The 17,733-nt window shown below is 64.3% G+C and carries 14 protein-coding genes; 7 read left to right on the top strand and 7 right to left on the bottom strand.

Translation table 11 applies throughout. From position 1 onward, the window contains the following. Nucleotides 1-18 precede the first annotated feature (18 nt). Nucleotides 19-2,070 (bottom strand): AsmA family protein, encoded by a 2,052-nt coding sequence (locus JQ627_RS31565; RefSeq protein WP_212488261.1) that lies wholly within the window; start codon nucleotides 2,068-2,070, stop codon nucleotides 19-21. Nucleotides 2,071-2,318: 248 nt separating this feature from the next. Between JQ627_RS31565 and JQ627_RS31560 the strand changes: the two genes are divergently transcribed. After that, nucleotides 2,319-2,993 carry a Crp/Fnr family transcriptional regulator gene (locus JQ627_RS31560; RefSeq protein ID WP_212488260.1) on the top strand — a complete coding sequence of 225 codons (675 nt, stop codon included), beginning with the start codon at nucleotides 2,319-2,321 and terminating at the stop codon, nucleotides 2,991-2,993. Between the two features lie 188 nt (nucleotides 2,994-3,181). On the opposite strand, the gene JQ627_RS31555 is transcribed toward JQ627_RS31560, so the two are convergent. The 4 genes from JQ627_RS31555 to JQ627_RS31540 all read right to left on the bottom strand — a co-directional run bounded on the left by JQ627_RS31555 (nucleotide 3,182) and on the right by JQ627_RS31540 (nucleotide 9,746). Next, on the bottom strand, nucleotides 3,182-6,316 hold the full coding sequence (locus tag JQ627_RS31555) for an efflux RND transporter permease subunit (RefSeq protein ID WP_212488259.1): 3,135 nt from the start codon (nucleotides 6,314-6,316) through the stop codon (nucleotides 3,182-3,184). Then, on the bottom strand, nucleotides 6,316-7,245 hold the full coding sequence (locus JQ627_RS31550; protein ID WP_212488258.1) for an efflux RND transporter periplasmic adaptor subunit: 930 nt from the start codon (nucleotides 7,243-7,245) through the stop codon (nucleotides 6,316-6,318). Before JQ627_RS31550 ends, JQ627_RS31555 begins: the two co-directional genes overlap by 1 nt. A gap of 160 nt (nucleotides 7,246-7,405) precedes the next feature. Then, the gene (locus JQ627_RS31545; protein WP_212488257.1) at nucleotides 7,406-8,077 is read right to left on the bottom strand and encodes an OmpA family protein; all 672 of its coding nucleotides are present in this window, start codon (nucleotides 8,075-8,077) and stop codon (nucleotides 7,406-7,408) included. 148 nt (nucleotides 8,078-8,225) lie between these two features. Next, nucleotides 8,226-9,746, bottom strand: a complete 1,521-nt coding sequence (locus JQ627_RS31540) for a caspase family protein (RefSeq protein ID WP_212488256.1) — start codon at nucleotides 9,744-9,746, stop codon at nucleotides 8,226-8,228. Nucleotides 9,747-10,112: 366 nt separating this feature from the next. On the opposite strand from JQ627_RS31540, the gene JQ627_RS31535 reads away from it, so the two are divergent. Both JQ627_RS31535 and JQ627_RS31530 read left to right on the top strand, forming a co-directional pair. Then, nucleotides 10,113-10,919, top strand: a complete 807-nt coding sequence (locus JQ627_RS31535) for an N-acyl homoserine lactonase family protein (protein ID WP_212488255.1) — start codon at nucleotides 10,113-10,115, stop codon at nucleotides 10,917-10,919. Nucleotides 10,920-11,683: 764 nt separating this feature from the next. After that, the gene (locus tag JQ627_RS31530) at nucleotides 11,684-11,914 is read left to right on the top strand and encodes a hypothetical protein (protein ID WP_212488254.1); all 231 of its coding nucleotides are present in this window, start codon (nucleotides 11,684-11,686) and stop codon (nucleotides 11,912-11,914) included. Nucleotides 11,915-12,086: 172 nt separating this feature from the next. Here the strand turns inward: JQ627_RS31530 and JQ627_RS31525 are convergent, their stop codons facing one another. Next, complete coding sequence (locus JQ627_RS31525; RefSeq protein WP_212488301.1) at nucleotides 12,087-12,797, bottom strand: methyltransferase domain-containing protein; 711 nt, start codon at nucleotides 12,795-12,797, stop codon at nucleotides 12,087-12,089. Nucleotides 12,798-12,886: 89 nt separating this feature from the next. Continuing rightward, nucleotides 12,887-13,429, bottom strand: a complete 543-nt coding sequence (locus JQ627_RS31520) for a MarR family winged helix-turn-helix transcriptional regulator (protein WP_212488253.1) — start codon at nucleotides 13,427-13,429, stop codon at nucleotides 12,887-12,889. A 110-nt stretch (nucleotides 13,430-13,539) separates the two neighbouring features. On the opposite strand from JQ627_RS31520, the gene JQ627_RS31515 reads away from it, so the two are divergent. Genes JQ627_RS31515 through hmgA form a run of 4 tightly spaced genes read left to right on the top strand, consistent with a single transcriptional unit; the run spans nucleotide 13,540 to nucleotide 17,718 of the window. Then, on the top strand, nucleotides 13,540-15,156 hold the full coding sequence (locus JQ627_RS31515) for an FAD-dependent oxidoreductase (RefSeq protein WP_212488252.1): 1,617 nt from the start codon (nucleotides 13,540-13,542) through the stop codon (nucleotides 15,154-15,156). Between the two features lie 8 nt (nucleotides 15,157-15,164). Further along, nucleotides 15,165-15,389 (top strand): DUF2783 domain-containing protein, encoded by a 225-nt coding sequence (locus JQ627_RS31510; RefSeq protein ID WP_212488251.1) that lies wholly within the window; start codon nucleotides 15,165-15,167, stop codon nucleotides 15,387-15,389. Nucleotides 15,390-15,412: 23 nt separating this feature from the next. After that, entirely contained in the window at nucleotides 15,413-16,369 is a 957-nt protein-coding gene (locus JQ627_RS31505; protein ID WP_212488250.1) for an MBL fold metallo-hydrolase, read from the top strand. 2 nt (nucleotides 16,370-16,371) lie between these two features. Further along, the gene (gene hmgA, locus JQ627_RS31500; RefSeq protein WP_212488249.1) at nucleotides 16,372-17,718 is read left to right on the top strand and encodes a homogentisate 1,2-dioxygenase; all 1,347 of its coding nucleotides are present in this window, start codon (nucleotides 16,372-16,374) and stop codon (nucleotides 17,716-17,718) included. Nucleotides 17,719-17,733: the final 15 nt, after the last annotated feature.

The raw sequence follows: 17,733 nt of genomic DNA, 5'->3' as shown, positions 1-17,733 counted from the left end.
AGTACGTTGGTCGGCCAATCATCGATTAAAGAGCTGCCGCAGCACGTCGTTCATCGGCTGGCTGTCCTGTTGCGCCACCGGCGCGTCGTCCTGGACCTGAGCCTGGCCCGGGGGCGCGGGAGAGGCCTGCGGAGCGGGTGTGGACGGCGTGGCCGGCAGGCCGCGGCTGCGGCCGGTGCCGGTTGCGGTCCCAGTACCGGAAAGCCCCTGCTGGATCAGATTGCCGATCGCCTCGCCCAGCGGGCCGCCGAGCGGGTTGTTCTGTCCCGGCTGCTGGGTTTGTGGATTGGCATTGCCGGCCGCGTTGCCGCCGCCAGGTGCGGCGGTGCCGCCCAGCCCGAGGCTGCCCAGGATATTGCCGAGCCCGGCGCCATCAGAGCCGAACAGGCCCTTGCCCATCTCGCGCAGCTTGGCGTAGGCGGCGTCCGGATTGTCCAGCATGCCGGCCATGTCCGGGTAGATCCGCGGCTGCGACCAGCTGCCCTGGATCATCACGGGAATGCCGAAGGCGACTGGATCCGACGTGCGGCCCTGGCCTTCGGTCGTCATCACGAGCTTCGGCTCGACGCGGAAGCCGATCATCTTGGTGTCGAGTGCGATGGTGCCGGCGCCGGTCACGCGGACCAGCGGTCCGATCAGGTTGAGATCGGTCGTCACCGCCTGACCCTTGTCGATGCGGAAGGACGCCGAGAGCTGCGACAAATCCGTGCTCTGGGCCTCATTGTCCTGCCAGCCGGACAGCGTGCCCGTCGTCAGCGAGCGGATCATCTGCGCGATGTTGATGCCGCGGATGGCGCCATCCTGGAAATTGACGAAGGCCGTGCCCTGCATGTTCGCCATCAGCGCGCGCTGGCTGGTGCCGGCGCTGCGCAGCGCGAGCTTGGCTTGCAGCTTGCCTTCGATCCGGTCGAACTCGGCAAGGCCCTGGAGCAACGGCAATGCGCGCACGCCGACGAGATCGGAATGCATCGCAAAGCTCGGCGCACCGCTGGTGGCATCCAGGATCACTTCGCCCGAGACCTGGCCGTCATAGGCGCCGAGATTGGCGGTGCCGGCCTTCAGCACGCCGCCGGCGAGCTTCGCATCGAGCGCCAGCGGTGCGAGGCGCGCATCGCCGATCACGGCCTCGTTCGCGGAGATCCTGATTTGTGCATCGACATAATTGAGCCCGGACACGTCGATCGGCGCGTTGCTCCAGGGCTGTCCCGGCGCGCCCTCCGGCGATTTCGCCAGCGGTATAGCGAGCCGCTGGAAGTCGAGATCGACCTTGACCAGAGGCTTGCTCGCAATATCGACCGAGGCCCAGCCGTTGAAGGCGCCGTCGCCGAGCCTGCCGTTCACGCCGTTGATCATCACGACATCGCCGCTCAGCCGCATCTCGGCATGACCGGTGAGCTGAGACTTCAGCACGTCAGGCATGTCGATGGCGAAATCCACCGGAATGGTCGGCCGGTCGGCTGGCGGGGTCGGCATCGCCGCCTTGATGTCGAACTTGGTCGGATGATCGCCGACACGCGTGGTGCCGGCGATGTCGACCTTGCGGTCGCGGCCAACGACGGCGTCGGCGTTGATGGCGCTGATGCGGCCCTCGACACGATCGCGCACGCGCGCGAATGCGACCTCACCGTCGACGATCTTGACGCGGTCGATGGTCGCGCCATCGGTGCCGAGCGCCAGCGGCTTCGAGGCGGTGCCGGCATTCGGCAGTCGCTCACGCAGCAGCGGCTGGTGGAGCACGGGATGGGTGACGACGAGTTCGCTGATCTTCGGGCGGCCCGACCATACGCTCGAGAGCGACATGTCGGCCTGCACGCTGTCGACCGTCAGGCGCGTGATGCCGCTGCGGTCCTTCGGGTCCTGAAGCGTGAGATCGTTGAGCGTGACGTTCAGCGTCGGCCACAGGCTGATCTTCGTGGTGCCGTCGATGGACAGGCGATAGCCGGTCGCGGTCTCGACCCGCGAGGCAATCGTCGTGGTCAGGAATCCCGAGGGGATCCCGACCACGAGGAGAAGCCCGATCACGATGATGATGGCGGCTATCGTCGCGCCGGCGAATTTCACTGCTCTCATGTCGACTTTCCAACGACGGACAATCGGCGTCGGATCCGGCAAATGACCGTCCTTTGCACCCGTCCTTTGCGCCTCAGTTTATCCCCTGACGGGAAGCGGCTCCAAGCACGTAAAAATAGTCGGGGGGTGCTGCAAAGTTATGTGACTTATGACACACTTCTCCGGCGCGGTTTTACGCGATCCTGATGTTGATGGTTCCAAGCGATTTGCCAAGGAAGCTGGTTAAGGACATTCACAAGGACATTGAAATGAGCAAGCAGGCCGAATTTGCGGTCATCCTGAAGATGAACGCGATGTTCGCCGATCTCGGCGCAGACGAGCTCCAGCGGCTGTCGAATCTCTGCCACACCCAGCATCTGGGCAATGGCGAGGTGCTGTTCCAGAAGGGCGATGCGGGGGACGCGCTGTTCGGCGTGCGCCGGGGCCAGGTCCGCATCGAGACCGGCGCCTCCGACGGCAGCCGTCTGACCCTGAACTTCATGGGGCCGGGCGATCTGTTCGGCGAGGTCGCGGTGCTGGACGGCCAGAGCCGCACCGCGGATGCGACCGCAGGCGAGACAAGCGAATTGTTCGTGCTGCGGCGCGAGGATTTTCTCAATTTCCTCGAACGCGAGCCGAAGGTCGCGATCAAGATCATCGCGCTGCTGTGCCAGCGCATCCGCTGGCAGAGCGAGCGGATGGAAGAATCCATGCTGCAGCCGCTGCCGGTGCGGCTGGCACGGCGGCTCTGCGCGCTGGCCGCCGATTTCGGCTCGGAAGTCCACATCTCGCAGGAGCAGCTCGGCGTCTTCGTCGGCGCCGCCCGCGAGAGCGTCAACCGCCAGCTGCAGGCCTGGCGCAAGGAAGCGATCCTGGATCTCCAGCGCGGCCGCATCCTGCTGAGGAACATGACCAAGCTGACGGCGATCGCGCGCAACGAGTAGGGATTATTTGCGCACTTCGTCCCCGGTGGGCCGAGGTAGTTCGCCAGGTGAGCCCCAACTCGCGACCCATGCTTTGACGGCCTCCAGCGGCACGGCCTGACCTGTAGGCTCGAAGACGATCCTCCGCGACGTCAGGCTCTCCGACGTCGCTTGCAGAAATGTATGCGCTTTCGACAACGGGGTTACGGTTACTCCGCCGCTGGGTGCGGGGCATTCTTCGGATCCGGCACCTTTCCATGATGATCGGCGCCCTCGGCATCCTCGCTGTGCACGATCAGCCGCTTGGCGAAGCGCCAGATCAGGGCGCCGAGATCGTCCATCACCATGAACATCGCCGGCACGAACACCAGCGACAGGATGGTCGAGAAGATCAGGCCGCCGATCACCGCGAGCGCCATCGGCGAGCGGAACTCGCCGCCGGCGCCGACCGCGAGCGCGCTCGGCATCATGCCGGCGGCCATCGCGATCGTGGTCATCACGATCGGACGGGCGCGCTTCATGCCGGCATCGATCATGGCCTCGTCGCGCGGTTTGCCGGCGCGAATGGATTCGATGGCGAACTCGACCAGCATGATCGCGTTCTTGGTGACGATGCCCATCAGCATCAGGATACCGATCCACACCGGCGTCGTGAGCTGCTTGCCGGTGATCAGCAGCGCGGCGATGGCGCCGCCGATCGACAGCGGCAGCGAGAACAGGATGGTGATCGGCTGCAGGAAGGTGCCGAACAGCAGCACCAGCACGGCGTAGACCATCATCAGGCCCGCCGTGATCGCTGTGGCGAAGCCGTCGGACAGTTCGTTCAGGCTTTCGGCGTCGCCGGAGGGGGAGACTTTGACGCCCTTCGGCCGGCTCTTCATCACCGGCAGATCGTAGATCTTCCTGGTGGCGTCGCCGAGCGCGGCGGAGCCGACGAGGTCGGCCGCGACGGTCGCCTGCCGTTCGCGATCGTAGCGGTTGATGCTGGTCGGACCCTGGTCGAGCTTGACGTCTGCGATGACCGAGAGCGGCACGCCGCCCTTCTCGCCGTGCTCGCCGAGCGGCACGCGCAACTGCTCGAGCGTCTTCAGATTGCCGCGTGCGGCATCCTCGAGCTGCACGCGGATCGGCACCAGACGGTCGCCGACGTCGAACTTCGCGAGCGCGGGGCCGACGTCGCCGATGGTGGCGACGCGGATGGTTTGCGAGAGGCTTTCGGTCGAGACGCCGAGCCGCGCGGCGAGATCGGCGCGGGGCTCGATGCGCAGCTCGGGCCGCTCCAGCGTGGTTTCCGAGATCACGTTGGAGACGGTCGGAATCCGCTTCATCTGCGTCGCGAGTTCGCTGGCGACGTTGTTGACGATGTTGGCATCGACGCCGGTCACGACCAGCGAGATGGCGCGCAGGCCGTTCTCGTCGAGGAACCAGAAGCGGATGTCGGGAACGTTCTCCAGCTCCTGGCTGATCGAGAATTCGAGCTCGCGCTGGGTGATGTCGCGGCTATCCTTCGGCGTGTAGTTGATGATCAACGAGGCGCGCCGGACTTCCTGCGTCCCGGGAGGAACGCGTCCGCCGTCGACGAAGATGCTCTTCACCTCGGGCCGCTTGCGCAGCCGCGCGACGATGTCCTCGGTGACCTTTTCGGTGTAGGCGAGCTGGGTGCCCGGCGGCAGCTCGAGGGCAAGCAGCGAGCGCGCGCTGTCCTGCGCCGGCAGGAAGCCCTGCGGCAGCAGCGTGATGCTCCAGATCGAGGCGGCGAAGACGCCGAAGCCGACCAGCACCGTGATGAAATAGTGCTTCACCGACCAGGCCACGATCCTGTGATAGGACCGCAGCACACGGCCGGGCGGCGGCTCTTCGTGATTGCTATGTTTGAGGAAGTAGGCGGCCAGCACCGGCGTGACGAAGCGCGCCGCGAGCAGCGAGAAGAATACCTGCACCGAGACGGTGATGCCGAACTGCTTGAAGAACTGTCCCGCGATGCCGGACATGAAGCTCGCGGGTGCGAAGATCGCGATGATCGTCAGCGAGATCGCGATGACCGCAAGGCCGATCTCGTCTGCGGCTTCGAGTGCGGCACGATAGGGCGACTTGCCCATGTTCATGTGCCTGACAATGTTCTCGATCTCGACGATGGCGTCGTCGACGAGAATACCCGTCGACAGCGTGATGGCGAGGAAGCTGACGAGGTTCAGCGAGAAGCCGAGCAGGTCCATCGCCCAGAACGCGGGGAAGATCGACAATGGCAGCGAGATCGCGGCGATGACGGTGGCGCGCAGGTCGCGCAGGAACAGCAGCACGATGATGACGGCAAGGATGGCGCCTTCGAACAGGGTCGAGATCGCCGCGTGGTAATTGCCGTTGGTATAATCGACCGAGGTGTCGATCACCTTCAGGTCGACGTCGGGATAGGCGGCTTTCAGCGCGTCGATGCGCTTCTGCACGGCCTCGGCCACCTTCACGTCGCTGGCGCCCTTGGAGCGCTTGATGCCGAGCGCGACGATCGGCTCGCCGTTGAAGCGGGCGAAGGTGCGGCGGTCCGCGATGGTGTCGGTGACGGTGCCGAGGTCGTCGAGCCGGACCTCGCCGCCGCCGAACAGCGGGATCATGGTGCCGGCGAGATCGCCCAGCGTCTTGGCGCCCGCGAGCGTGCGGATCGCCTGGTCGTTCTTGCCGATCTCGGCGCGGCCGCCGGCGACGTCGACATTGGTGCCGCGCAGACTCTGGCTGACATTGACTGCAGTCAGCCCCATTGCCTGCAAACGATCCGGATCGAGCGAGACCAGGATCTCGCGTTCGACACCGCCGATGCGCTCGACCTGGGCGACGCCGCGCACGCCTTGCAGCGCGCGCTTGACCACGTCGTCGACGAAATAAGAGAGCTGCTCCGGCGTCTTGCCGGGCGAGATCGCGGCATAGGTGACGATCGGCAGGCCGATGACGTCGACGCGCTGGATCAGCGGTTCGGTGACGTTCTGCGGCAGGTTGGAGCGCACGCGCGTCACCGCGTCCTTGACGTCGTTGAGCGCGCGGTCGGTGTTGGTTTCCAGCGCGAACTGGATGGTGGTCACCGACACGCCGTCGGTGATCGAGGAGGTGATGTGCCTGACGCCCTCGACGCCGGAGACGGCGTCTTCAACCGTCTTGGTGACCTGGGATTCGAGCTCAGCCGGTGCTGCGCCAAACTGCGACACCACGACCGAGATCACGGGGATGTCGGCCGAAGGCAACCGCGTCACCGCGAGCTTGGTGAAGGACACCCAGCCGAGGATCAGGAGGATGATCGAGAAGACGACCGACGGCAGCGGATTGCGGATCGACCAAGCCGAGATATTGAGAGCCATCAGCGTACCCGCGTGCGATCGAGTTCATCGGCGAACATGGTCTTGATCTGGTCGCCGTCATGGAGCGAAGAGCCGGCGTCGGCCACGACGATTTCGCCGACCTCGAGGCCTTCCAGGATTTCCGTCGCGCTGTCGGACGACAGCCCGACCCGCACCTTGCGCGTCTCGACAATATTGCCTTTGACGACCTGCACGGTGAGATGGTCGATCGCGGTCTTGGGGATCGAGACGCCGCAGCTTCGCTTGGCGTCGATCGAGGCGCGGGCAAACACGCCGACCTTCAGCGATGGATTGTTGGTGACGCTGATGCGGACGCGGCCGAGCTGCGTGGCACGGTCGATTTCGGGCGCAACCAGCCGGACCCGGCCGATCAAATCGGGCGCGTCGTCGCGGCTGATGCGCACGGTCGCGCCGGGGCTGAGCTTGGGCATGTGCACCGCCGGGACCTGGGCGTCGAGCTCGATCTCGTTGTTGACGGCGATGCGGAACATCGGGCCGGCTTGCGGCGAGGCGGGCGCGCCGACGATGGTGCGCACTTCGGTGACGAGGCCTGGCGCGGGCGCCTTCAGCGAGATCGGGCCTTGCGGGCCGGGTCTTTGCGGCTGGCCGGGGATCTGCGGCGGCGCCGTCAGGCGCGCCAGCTCCTGATTTTCGGTGACCATGGTGCCCTCGGTGACGAAGAGGTCGGTTACCCTGGAGCCTTCCTGGTCGGCGACCACCACGGCCTCGCGGCGCGGCACGAAGAAGCCGGTCACCCGCACGAGGTCGGAAAAACAGGCGTTGGTCGACTTCGTCACGATGACGAGCGCCTCGCTCGGCGTTTCCTTCGCCTCGGGGCGACGCCGGTGCTCGAACAGATAATAGCCGATGCCGAGCGCAACGACGAACGCCACGGTTCCGGCAGGCTTGAGATATTCGGTGAAATTCATCGCCGGATCATCCTGGCCTGTCTCACGGCCATCCGCGCGAGGCCCAAAGAGAGCGTTTCCCTGAAACAAAGCGGCGTCCCGCAAGGCTGCGGGACGCGCTTTGGAAGCAAGACTTTACACCACATCACGACTTGTCACTTCAACGGATTACGTCGTGCTCTCACTTCGATGCGGTGGTCTTGTTTTCCATGTTGACGACCTGCACGCGACGATTGACCTCCGCCATCGGCTGGCCCGGGTCCTTCAGCTTGCTCTTGCCGTAGCCGACGGTGACGAGATCGGTCGCGGAGATGCCGTACTTGTCGATGAGGTAGCGCTTGATCGAATCCGCGCGGCGCTCCGACAGGTCCTGATTATAGCCCTCGCCGCCGGCGGCGTCGGTGTGGCCGGCAACCACGAAGGTCGAGCCCCTCAGGTCGGGACTGGTCAGCGCGCGACCGAGTGCCTGTACCGAGGCGAGCGACTTGGCGCTGATATTGGCCGAGTTGTAGTCGAACGTGATTTCCAGATCGATGTTCGGCTTGTCCTTGGCCACCGACGCGATTTCTTCGCGCTCGGTCGACGAAAGCGAGCGCGTTGAGCGGCCACGCACGGACTGGATCAGCTTGGTTTCCGCCGCACTGGGCGCGGGATCGGCCTGCGGCGCGATCGAAAGGCCACGGGTCAACGGCTTTTTCGGCGGCGGTGCCAGCGCGCGGACGATCTCGTCCTCGGTGACGTTCTTGCTGTTGCCGTCGTCGCCCGCGAATGCGGGCGGGGTCGTCAGCGACAGAGCGGCGCCGACTGTGATGATGGACAGGATCGCGGTAAATCCCTTTGCAGCCGATCGCATTGCCAGTCCCCTCCTGCGCAGCTGACCTGCGCGGTTCCAAAATTCCTGCAATAGGCCCCCCAGGAAAGGCCGCCTGTGGCATCCGTTCGTTAGTCTTCCTTGGGCCGCCAGGGGTTCGAGGCGTCTCCGGCCTCGACTTAAAAAAATACTAGCGTACTCCGTAGCTTGCGAATTCCTGAACAATGTTCGGGTCCATCGCCTTGGCGTTGGCGATGTCGAGCGCGCCTTCCTGGGCCGAGCCGTTGCGCTGCTTGGCAATCCCGCGGCCATAGAGCGATGAGGTCAGGCGCGGGTTGATCCTCAGGGCTGCGTCGAAATCGGCGATGGCATTCTTGACCGCTCCCGATTTCAGATTGACGAGCCCCCGGCTGTCCAGCGCATCGACGAAATTCGGCCGCAGCCGCAGCGCCTCGTTGCAATCCTTCAGCGCGCCCTGGAGGTCGCCGACCACGGTGCGGGTCCAGCAGCGGTTGTTAAGCGCCTCGACGTCCTTCGAGTTGATCCGTAGCGTCTCGTCGAAGTCCTTGATGGCGAGGCTGTAGGCGCCCTTGCTGGCATAGACCTGACCGCGCCGGTACAGCGCGTTCACGTCGTCCGGATTGGCGGCGATCTTGGCCGTCAGGCCCTTGATGGTCGGATCCTCCGCCAACACGGCCGCGCTCGGCCCGCTATCCATGCTCGGCGCGGGGGTGGTCTCGGCTGGTTTCACCGGCGGTGGCGGCGGCGGCAAGGCGGCCTCGACCTGCGGCTTCGGCGAGGGCGCCGGTGCGGGAGCAGGTGCCGCTGCTGGAGCAGGTGCAACTGCCGTGTCCGCCGGCTTCGGCGGCGGAGGCGGTGCGGGCGGAGCCGGCGGCGGGTTGTTGGCGACGACCGGCGGCAGTGGCGGGGGTGCCGTCACCGGCGGGCGCGATCCGCCGGCACTCGGGATGAACGAAAAATCTTCGGCGAGCGAAGAGGAGATCCACGGCACCTGCTCGCCGCGCGAGGCGCGGGTGACGCCCATCTTGGTGCGGTTCAGCGTCTCCTCGGCCATCAGGTCGGGGACGCGGATCTCCTTCAGGAGTTCCTGGACGAACAGGCTGTGCTCGCCGCCAGCGTCCGAGACCACCGAGGCCAGCGCCGCCGAATACATCACCAGCGTGCCGTTCGGCGCGATGACCGGTGTCAGGCCGGCCGAGAAGCTGCGGAACCGGCGCTCGAAGGGATTGCGCCTGGAGGCATCGACCAGCGCGATCTTGACGCCCGCCCCGCGGGTATTGAGTTCGCCAAGCACGGTCTCGAGGCTGAAACCGTCGCGGCGCACGTCGGATTCGGTCCAGATCTGCGCGTCGATCGGCAGCATGTAGCTCTGGCGCGCCGACTGGATGCCGAACCCGCTGAAGAAGACCAGCGCCACCGAGCCCGGCTTGATCTTGCCGTAGAGCTTGTCGAAGGCGCGGCGCATGCCGTCGCCGGTCAGGTTCTCGCCGATTTCAACGGAAAAGCCGTCGCGCTTGAGTTCGTCGGCGACGTCGCGCGCGTCGTTGAGCGGTTCCTTCAGCGGGGCGTCCGCGTCCGGATATTTGGCGTTGCCGATGACCAACGCATAACGGTCGCCGGCGGCCAGGGATGGCGCAACCGGGACGAGCGAAACGAGCAGGGGCAGAAGAAAAAGGAAGCGAATTTTCATAATCAGCGCGGTCCAGCCAAAAAGGCGCCGTTACCAGCTTGCGCCGCGGCGACCTTAACTTACGCAATATGCATTATCAAACCGCGGAAGGGGGGCGTCAACCGCTTGGAGATTCGACATTATCGCGACAATTGACCGCGATGCACGGGCGCGCTGCGAGGGGAATGAACGGGCTGTCACGGGTTGCTCGACGTCATCTGGTTCGACTCTGCGGCAGGATGCTGGAGCAGCCGCGACAAGGGAAATGTGAGGGGTCTCACATAGCAGGCTGGACGCCGTCGCAGCCCTCCGGTGTTTGACCTTTGCGGCGGACAATGGCTTGGTGCGCTCGATCGTCCCCGAAGGTCCAACTCAGAAAAGAAAACCATGGGAAACGCCTACGAAATCTACGCCCTGCGCTATGCGACCATGACGCCGCGCACCCCCAACATGAATTTTCTTCAGCCCGACCCGCATGACAGCGCGGCGCAGGATCTCGACTATTTCGTCTGGCTGATCCGAGGGCACGGCCGCGACATCCTGGTGGATACCGGTTTCAATGCCGAGGAAGCGAGCGCGCGGGCGCGCAAGCTGACGCTCAATCCGGTCGATGCGCTGGAGCGCTTTGGCGTTGCAGCGTCAAGCATTCGCGACATTATCGTGACACATCTGCATTACGACCACGCCGGCAATCTCGATCGCTTCCCGAACGCGCGCTTCCATCTCCAGGAGCGCGAGATGGCTTACGCGACGGGACGCTGCATGTGCAACGGACTGCTGCGACATCCGTTCTCGGTCGAGCACGTCACGCAGATGGTGCGCCACGTCTATGGCGAGCGCGTCACCTTCTATGCGGGCGACGGCGAGGTAGCGCCCGGCGTCACCGTGCATCGCGTCGGCGGCCATTCCGACGGCTTGCAGGTGGTCAGGGTCGAGACCGCGCGCGGCTCCGTGGTGCTGGCGTCCGATGCCGCGCACTACTATGCCAATCTGCAGCGCAAGAGCCCGTTCCCCATCGTCTACAATATCGGCGACATGGCGCAGGGCTGGGAGACGATCGAACGCCTCGCCGGTCATCCCGATCGTTTCATTCCCGGCCATGATCCGATCGTGACGGAAATTTATCCGCGTGCCAGCGACAAGGTCGATGCCTGGGCGCTGCATCTGCCGCCGTCGCGGTCGTTTGCGAAGTGACGGAATCCGGGGCGTGTACTTGCGAGTCCTAGAATTCGGGCTGGCGACAAATCGGCTCCCAGCCCGAACTATTCGGAGACTCCCCACATTACAGTGTCAAGGGGCACACCGTTATCGATCCGGGGTCATTGCCTGGGCCGTTCAGCCCGATGCGGCGCCGACTGATCAATTAAACGACGTGGGTTCGCACGGGGGTCTGGTGTAGGGGGCCGACGCATATGCGCCGACGTCCGGAGCGCGGACGCAGTCGCGCCCATCAAGGGCGCCAAAAGGGGCGCTGACATCGGACCTCGCGACGTGCCGATATTCCCGAGCCATCAGGGGCGTGGTCAGCATGGATGCGGCGATCAGCCCAGCCGACAGAACTTTGAATCTGGTCATTTCAGTTTCTCCATTGGATACGGAAGCCAAAACATTTTGGCGTCTGCTTTGGAAATGGGTGGAGCGACCGGCGGTTTAAATTAAAATATTCTTCATGGTCGTTTACCGCTGCGCGAAGTCGGCGGAGGAATCGCAAATTCCGGCCCGCGCCCGTCACGCGCCGTTGTGCGTGTACGCGCCGTCGGCGGCTAAAATTCTATTCACAGTCCGGAGAGAGTTTTTCAACGGCTTGCGAAACGCGGCCGGTTGCCGACATCAGCATCACGCCGATCGACGAAGCGTGATTGCGCCACCCCTGCGCTAGGGGAATGCCAACGCCTAACTGTCGTTCATGTCAATGGACAGCACGCGCATCGGTTGCACGCCAATAACAAGAGGATAGCATGACCGGCTTCAAATTTTTGGGCGCGGCGCTCGTTTTTTCTGCGCTCCTTGCGACGCCCGCCTCGGCATGGGAACCCGCCGCGGCATTAGCCGCGGACCCCACCTTCTCCATCTATTCGGGCATGCATGGCGACATCAATTCGGGCATGCATGGCGACGCATCGGGACTATCAGTACGGCCACATCGCGGAAATCATACCACCGGCGTCAAGCGCTTTCGATCGCGCTGATCGCCCGGATACCATGACTCACCGCCGTCTTTCGTCGTGACGACCGGCGCGGCAACAGGCGCACGCGGGTAAGGCCGTTCCGGGTCAAAAGCGCCGGTTTGAGCCTCGGCCGGCAACTTCCGGTCTAACCTCTTCTTCGGATATGTTTAGCCTCTGAGCGGCGGGCATGGTGTCAGCGAGTGCCGGCAGGATCCGCACAAGCAACGATTTCGCGGGGAGATTTTCGAGCCGCGACCTCCGGCGGAGAGAATACCGCCAAATATCCACCGTCGCCTGCGAGCTTATATGTGGCGACCTCGCGATAGCCGACGGCGGTCAATTCGCAGCGCAAGAGCTCAATTGGCGTGCCATGCTTCGACGTCGGAAGCTCGAGATCGACGATCCCGACCCGCGCACCCTGTTTCAAGGCGGGCGCGAGGTTGTAGAGGAAGGCGTAGGGTTGGGCTATCTCGTGATACATGTGCACGAGGATTGCGGCGTCCAGCGAGGAAGCGGGTAGATGCGGGTCGTGTGGTTCGCCGAGGGCGAATTGCACGTTCGTCAACTTCAGACGTTCTGTTCGCCTGGCGAGCTCGATGAGGTAGTCCCGCGTGACGTCCTGGGCAACGACAGAGCCGGCGGGTCCGACGAGGCGGGAGAGCTTGACCGTGTGGTAGCCACTGCCTGCTCCAATGTCGCCGACTGTCATACCTGGTTTCAGTTCAAGAGCACGTGCGATTTGACCGGCCTCATTGAGGGCGTCTCGGCGGTCTTCGGCGGCGCGGCGCGAGCTGACGATCCGTGCAACAGGGCGCTGCGGTGAGGGAAACTCGTTTGCAGCGACTCCGGAGGGAGCCAGATAACCTATGTCAGCGGCGTATGCGCGAGTTGCGGCAAACGCCACAAGTAGCGCCGCTATATAAGCCAGTGCCGTGACGGACCTGCCAAGCTTTCTCAATCGGCCTCCCAAAAGCCGACGTCTGAGTATGCGCCCTAATACGCCTCTTTCGCGTCGGCCTCTTCGCTGGTCTGGATCAGGTCGAGGCTCTGTTCGATCTTGCCGAGCAGGGCCGAGAGCTGCTTGCGCTCCTGCGCGGAGAGGCAGGCGAGGATCTCGTCTTCCCGCTGCAGCAATTGCGGGAACAGCTCTTCGTACAGCGCGCGGCCCTTCTTCGTCAGTTGCAGGCGGAATTCGCGGCGGTCGGCTTCGTTCTCGACCCGCTCGATCAGCCCCTGGTGCAGCAGCGCGGTCACGGCGCGGCTGATGGTCGATTTGTGCGTGCGGGTGCATTGCGAGATGTATTGCGCGCTACAGGCATCGTTGCGGAAGCCGAGCGTGGCAATCACACGCCAGGCGGGAATGTCGAGGCCGTGACGTTCCTGATATTCGACCGAAAGCGCGGCACTGACTTCCGCCGCGAGCCGGTTGAGGCGGAACGGCACGAACTTGAACAAATCGAGCCGTGACTTTGGCCGCAATGAAGCCTCGTCGGCTTCGCGTGTCTTCAGCGCGATGTCGCTGGATGTCCTCGCCAAGGAGAGCGCTCCGAATTCCAGTTGACGGCCGGCCGGCTCCGGTCCAAAATAGTTGCACGTGAGACTATCTAGCAGATCAGTCCCCTCCTGACCAGAGCCGAGGTTAGCGCATGGCGCAGGCCAATACGCAGCAGGCCAAAACCCAGTTCGGCTATCGCCGCCACCCCGACCAGGATCGTCCCGGCCCAGGCGCGGCCGAGCATCCCGTGGTGGTCGTCGGCGCGGGGCCGGTGGGGCTTTCGCTCGCGATCGACCTTGCCCAGCGCGGCCAGCGCGTCGTCCTTCTGGATGATGCCGACCGGATCGGCGAAGGCTCGCGTGCGATCTGCTTCTCGAAACGTTCGCTGGAATATTGGGACCGGCTCGGCGTCGGCGACCGCATGGTCGACAAGGGCGTGGTCTGGAGCGTCGGCCGCATCTTCCACGGCGAGTCGCAGCTTTACCAGTTCAACCTGCTGCCCGAGGATGGCCACAAGCGGCCGGCCTTCATCAACCTCCAGCAATATTATGCCGAGGCCTATCTGGTCGATCGCATCGGCGATCTGCCTGCGATCGACCTCCGCTGGCGCAACAAGGTGACGGCGCTGGAGAGCCGCAACGATTCCGTTGCGCTGACGATCGAGACGCCGGAAGGCGCCTATCGCCTGCACGCGCAATATGTCGTCGCCTGCGATGGTGCGCGCTCCTCGCTGCGTCAGATGGTCGGGGCAGAATTTGCCGGACAGGTGTTCGAGGACCAGTTCCTGATCGCCGACGTCAAGATGACCGCGGAGTTCCCGACCGAGCGCTGGTTCTGGTTCGATCCGCCGTTTCATGCCGGGCGCTCTGCGCTGTTGCACCGGCAGCCTGACGATGTCTGGCGCATCGACCTCCAGCTCAATCGCTATGCCGATCCCATCGTCGAGAAGAAGCCGGAGAACGTGCGGCCGCGGATCGCGCGCATGCTCGGTCACGACAAGTTCGAGTTCGAGTGGATCTCGCTCTACAAATTCCAGTGCCGGCGGATGGATCGCTTCCTCCACGGCCGGGTGATTTTTGCGGGCGATTCCGCGCATCAGGTCTCGCCCTTCGGGGCGCGGGGTGCGAACTCGGGTCTCGAGGACGCGGAGAATCTCTCCTGGAAGCTCGACCGCGTGCTACGCGGGACCTCGCCCGCGAGCCTGCTGGAGAGCTATCATGTCGAGCGGAGTCTCGCGGCCGACGAGAACATCCGCGAATCCACCCGCTCGACCGATTTCATGGCGCCGAACTCGCATCAGGAGGCGCGGCTGCGCAAGGCGGTGCTGTCGCTCGCCAAGGAGACCGAGTTCGGCAAGCGCATGGTCAATGGCGGCCGGCTTTCGGTGCCGTGCAGCTATGACTCGCCGCTGTCATCGCCCGATGCGGATGCGTGGCGTGCGGGACCGTCACCCGGCTGTTCAATGCTCGACGCCCCCGTTGGCGAGCAGGCCTATTTGACGGATGCATTCCGCCGCGGTGGAACAGACTTCACCTTGCTGTCGTTCAGCAATGGCGCAGCGATCGACGCGCCCGATGGTGTGAAGGATATCCGCATCGGTGGCGAGGGTGGGCTTGCCGATCCCTCGGGCCTCGTCGCAAATCGCTATGACGCCGAGCCCGGTGCGGCCTATCTGCTCAGGCCCGACGGCTACGTCGCGGCGCGCTTCCGCCACCCGACGCGCGAGGCCATTGCCGCCGCGCTGTCGCGGGCCGAAGGTTTGAATTGAGGATTCGCATGCCGCTTTCAACCAGCTCCAACTTCGCGCGGCCCGACGATGCGTTTCGCGCCATCGTCGAGGCGCACCGCGGCTTCACCGAGGAGCAGAGCGCCGATTTCGACGCGGCGCTGGTCCTGATCCTCGCCAACCATATCGGCGACATCGACGTATTGCGGGAAGCGCTCGCGCTCGCGAAGCGACGCATGATCGACGGCCAGCAGCAACAACAGCAACAACAATAACCCAAAGACCTGAGGATGAATTGATGGCGAAGAACTTCGCATCCACCGGCGATCTCTCTGAGAAGAAGATCACCTTCTCCGAGATCGGAACCGATCTCTATGCCTTCACCGCGGAGGGTGATCCGAACACCGCGATCATCGTCGGTGACGACGGCTGTCTGGTGTTCGACGCGCAGTCCACGCCGGCGATGGCCAACAAGGTCATCGAGCGCGTCCGCACCGTCACCGACAAGCCGATCAAATATGTCATGCTGTCGCACTATCACGCCGTGCGCGTGCTGGGTGCCTCCGCCTACAAGGCACAGGGCATCGTGGCCTCGCAGGAGACCTATCGTCTGATCGAGGAGCGCGGCCAGCAGGATTGGGATTCCGAATACGGCCGCTTCCCGCGCCTGTTCCAGGATGCCGCGAGCATTCCGGGACTCACTTGGCCCACCCTGACCTTCGAAGGCGAGATGTCGATCTATCTCGGCAAGCGCGAGGTGCGGCTGATGCAGCTCGGGGCCGGCCACACCTCCGGCGACATCGTCGCCTGGGTGCCGGACGCCGAAGTGATGTTCTCCGGCGACCTCATCGAATATCACTCGGCCTGCTATTGCGGCGATGCGCATTTGCGCGAATGGCCGCTGACGCTGAACGAGATCCGCAACTTCAATCCCAAGGCGATTGCGCCGGGCCGCGGCGACGCGCTGAAGGGCACAGCCACCGTACGCGAAGCCATCGCGATGACGCGCGACTTCGTCACCTCGCTCTATGGCGCGGCCGAAATCTCGGTGGCCAGGGGGCGCACCTTGAAGGAATCGATGGCGGCGACGCGCGAAGTGATGGATCCGAAATTCCACAGTTTTGCCATCTACGAGCACTGCCTGCCGTTCAACGTGTCGCGCGCCTATGACGAGGCGTCGGGAATCGACGATCCCGTCATCTGGACCGACAAGCGCGACCAGGAAATGTGGGCTGCCCTGCAAGGAGGAGGATAGTCATGAACATCAATACCTCGCCTGATCAGATCGTCCGCAGCTCGGCCCAGGTCACGCCGGGCTATATGTCCGGCTTCGGCAACAGTTTCGAGACCGAGGCGCTGCCGGGCGCGCTGCCGATCGGGCGCAACTCGCCGCAGCGCTGCGCCTACGGCCTCTATGCCGAGCAGCTCTCCGGTTCACCCTTCACCGCGCCGCGCGGCACCAATGAGCGCTCCTGGCTGTATCGCATTCGCCCGTCGGTGAAACATTCCGGCCGCTTCGAGAAGGCCGATGCCGGCCTGTGGCGCTCGGCGCCCTGCCATGAATACGATCTGCCGATCGCGCAGCTGCGCTGGGACCCGGCGCCGATTCCGAAGGAGGACATGACCTTCCTCCAGGGCGTGCAGACCATGACGACCGCCGGCGACGTCAACACGCAGGCCGGCATGGCCGCGCATGTCTACCTCATCACCAAGTCGATGGTGGACCAGCACTTCTACAATGCCGACGGCGAGCTGATGTTCGTGCTTCAGCAGGGCAATCTGCGTCTCGTCACCGAGTTCGGCCGCATCGACGCCGAGCCCGGCGAGATCGTTGTGATCCCGCGCGGCGTCAAATTCCGCGTCGAGATTCTGAACGGTCCGGCGCGCGGCTATCTCTGCGAGAATTACGGTGGCGCCTTTACGCTGCCGGAGCGCGGGCCGATCGGCGCCAACTGCCTCGCCAACGCGCGCGACTTCCTGACGCCGGTCGCGAACTACGAGGACAAGGACACGCCGACCGAGCTTTATGTGAAATGGGGCGGCTCGCTGTTCAAGACCACGTTGCCGCATTCGCCGATCGACGTCGTCGCCTGGCACGGCAATTATGCGCCCTACAAATACGATCTGCGCACCTTCTCTCCCGTAGGTGCGATCGGCTTCGATCATCCCGATCCCTCGATCTTCACGGTGCTGACCTCGCCGTCGGAGACGGCGGGCACCGCGAATATCGACTTCGTCATCTTCCCCGAGCGCTGGATGGTCGCGGACAACACCTTCCGTCCGCCCTGGTACCACATGAACATCATGAGCGAGTTCATGGGACTGATCTACGGCGTCTACGACGCCAAGCCGCAGGGCTTTGTTCCTGGCGGCATCTCGCTCCACAATTGCATGCTGCCGCACGGCCCCGACCGCGACGCCTTCGAGCATGCCAGCAACGGCGAGCTGAAGCCGGTCAAGCTGACCGGCACCATGGCCTTCATGTTCGAGACCCGCTACCCGCAGCGCGTCACCGCCCATGCCGCGAAGTCGTCTACGCTGCAGGACAATTACGCGGATTGCTGGACGGGTTTGGAGAAGCGGTTCGATCCAAGCAGGCCGTGACGGTCTTCCCCTCTC

Origin of the sequence: Bradyrhizobium liaoningense (genome assembly GCF_018130785.1) — a bacterium.
GTDB classification, from domain to species: Bacteria; Pseudomonadota; Alphaproteobacteria; order Rhizobiales; family Xanthobacteraceae; genus Bradyrhizobium; species Bradyrhizobium liaoningense_A.
The sequence above is the reverse complement of the archived record's forward strand: the minus strand, read 5'-3'. Positions and strand labels throughout refer to the sequence as shown.

Coding starts and splice junctions, on each gene's coding strand:
- JQ627_RS31565 (WP_212488261.1), bottom strand. CDS start 2,070: ATGAGAGCAGTGAAATTCGCCGGCGCGACGATAGCCGCCATCATCATC.
- JQ627_RS31560 (WP_212488260.1), top strand. CDS start 2,319: ATGAGCAAGCAGGCCGAATTTGCGGTCATCCTGAAGATGAACGCGATG.
- JQ627_RS31555 (WP_212488259.1), bottom strand. CDS start 6,316: ATGGCTCTCAATATCTCGGCTTGGTCGATCCGCAATCCGCTGCCGTCG.
- JQ627_RS31550 (WP_212488258.1), bottom strand. CDS start 7,245: ATGAATTTCACCGAATATCTCAAGCCTGCCGGAACCGTGGCGTTCGTC.
- JQ627_RS31545 (WP_212488257.1), bottom strand. CDS start 8,077: ATGCGATCGGCTGCAAAGGGATTTACCGCGATCCTGTCCATCATCACA.
- JQ627_RS31540 (WP_212488256.1), bottom strand. CDS start 9,746: ATGAAAATTCGCTTCCTTTTTCTTCTGCCCCTGCTCGTTTCGCTCGTC.
- JQ627_RS31535 (WP_212488255.1), top strand. CDS start 10,113: ATGGGAAACGCCTACGAAATCTACGCCCTGCGCTATGCGACCATGACG.
- JQ627_RS31530 (WP_212488254.1), top strand. CDS start 11,684: ATGACCGGCTTCAAATTTTTGGGCGCGGCGCTCGTTTTTTCTGCGCTC.
- JQ627_RS31515 (WP_212488252.1), top strand. CDS start 13,540: ATGGCGCAGGCCAATACGCAGCAGGCCAAAACCCAGTTCGGCTATCGC.
- JQ627_RS31510 (WP_212488251.1), top strand. CDS start 15,165: ATGCCGCTTTCAACCAGCTCCAACTTCGCGCGGCCCGACGATGCGTTT.
- JQ627_RS31505 (WP_212488250.1), top strand. CDS start 15,413: ATGGCGAAGAACTTCGCATCCACCGGCGATCTCTCTGAGAAGAAGATC.
- hmgA (WP_212488249.1), top strand. CDS start 16,372: ATGAACATCAATACCTCGCCTGATCAGATCGTCCGCAGCTCGGCCCAG.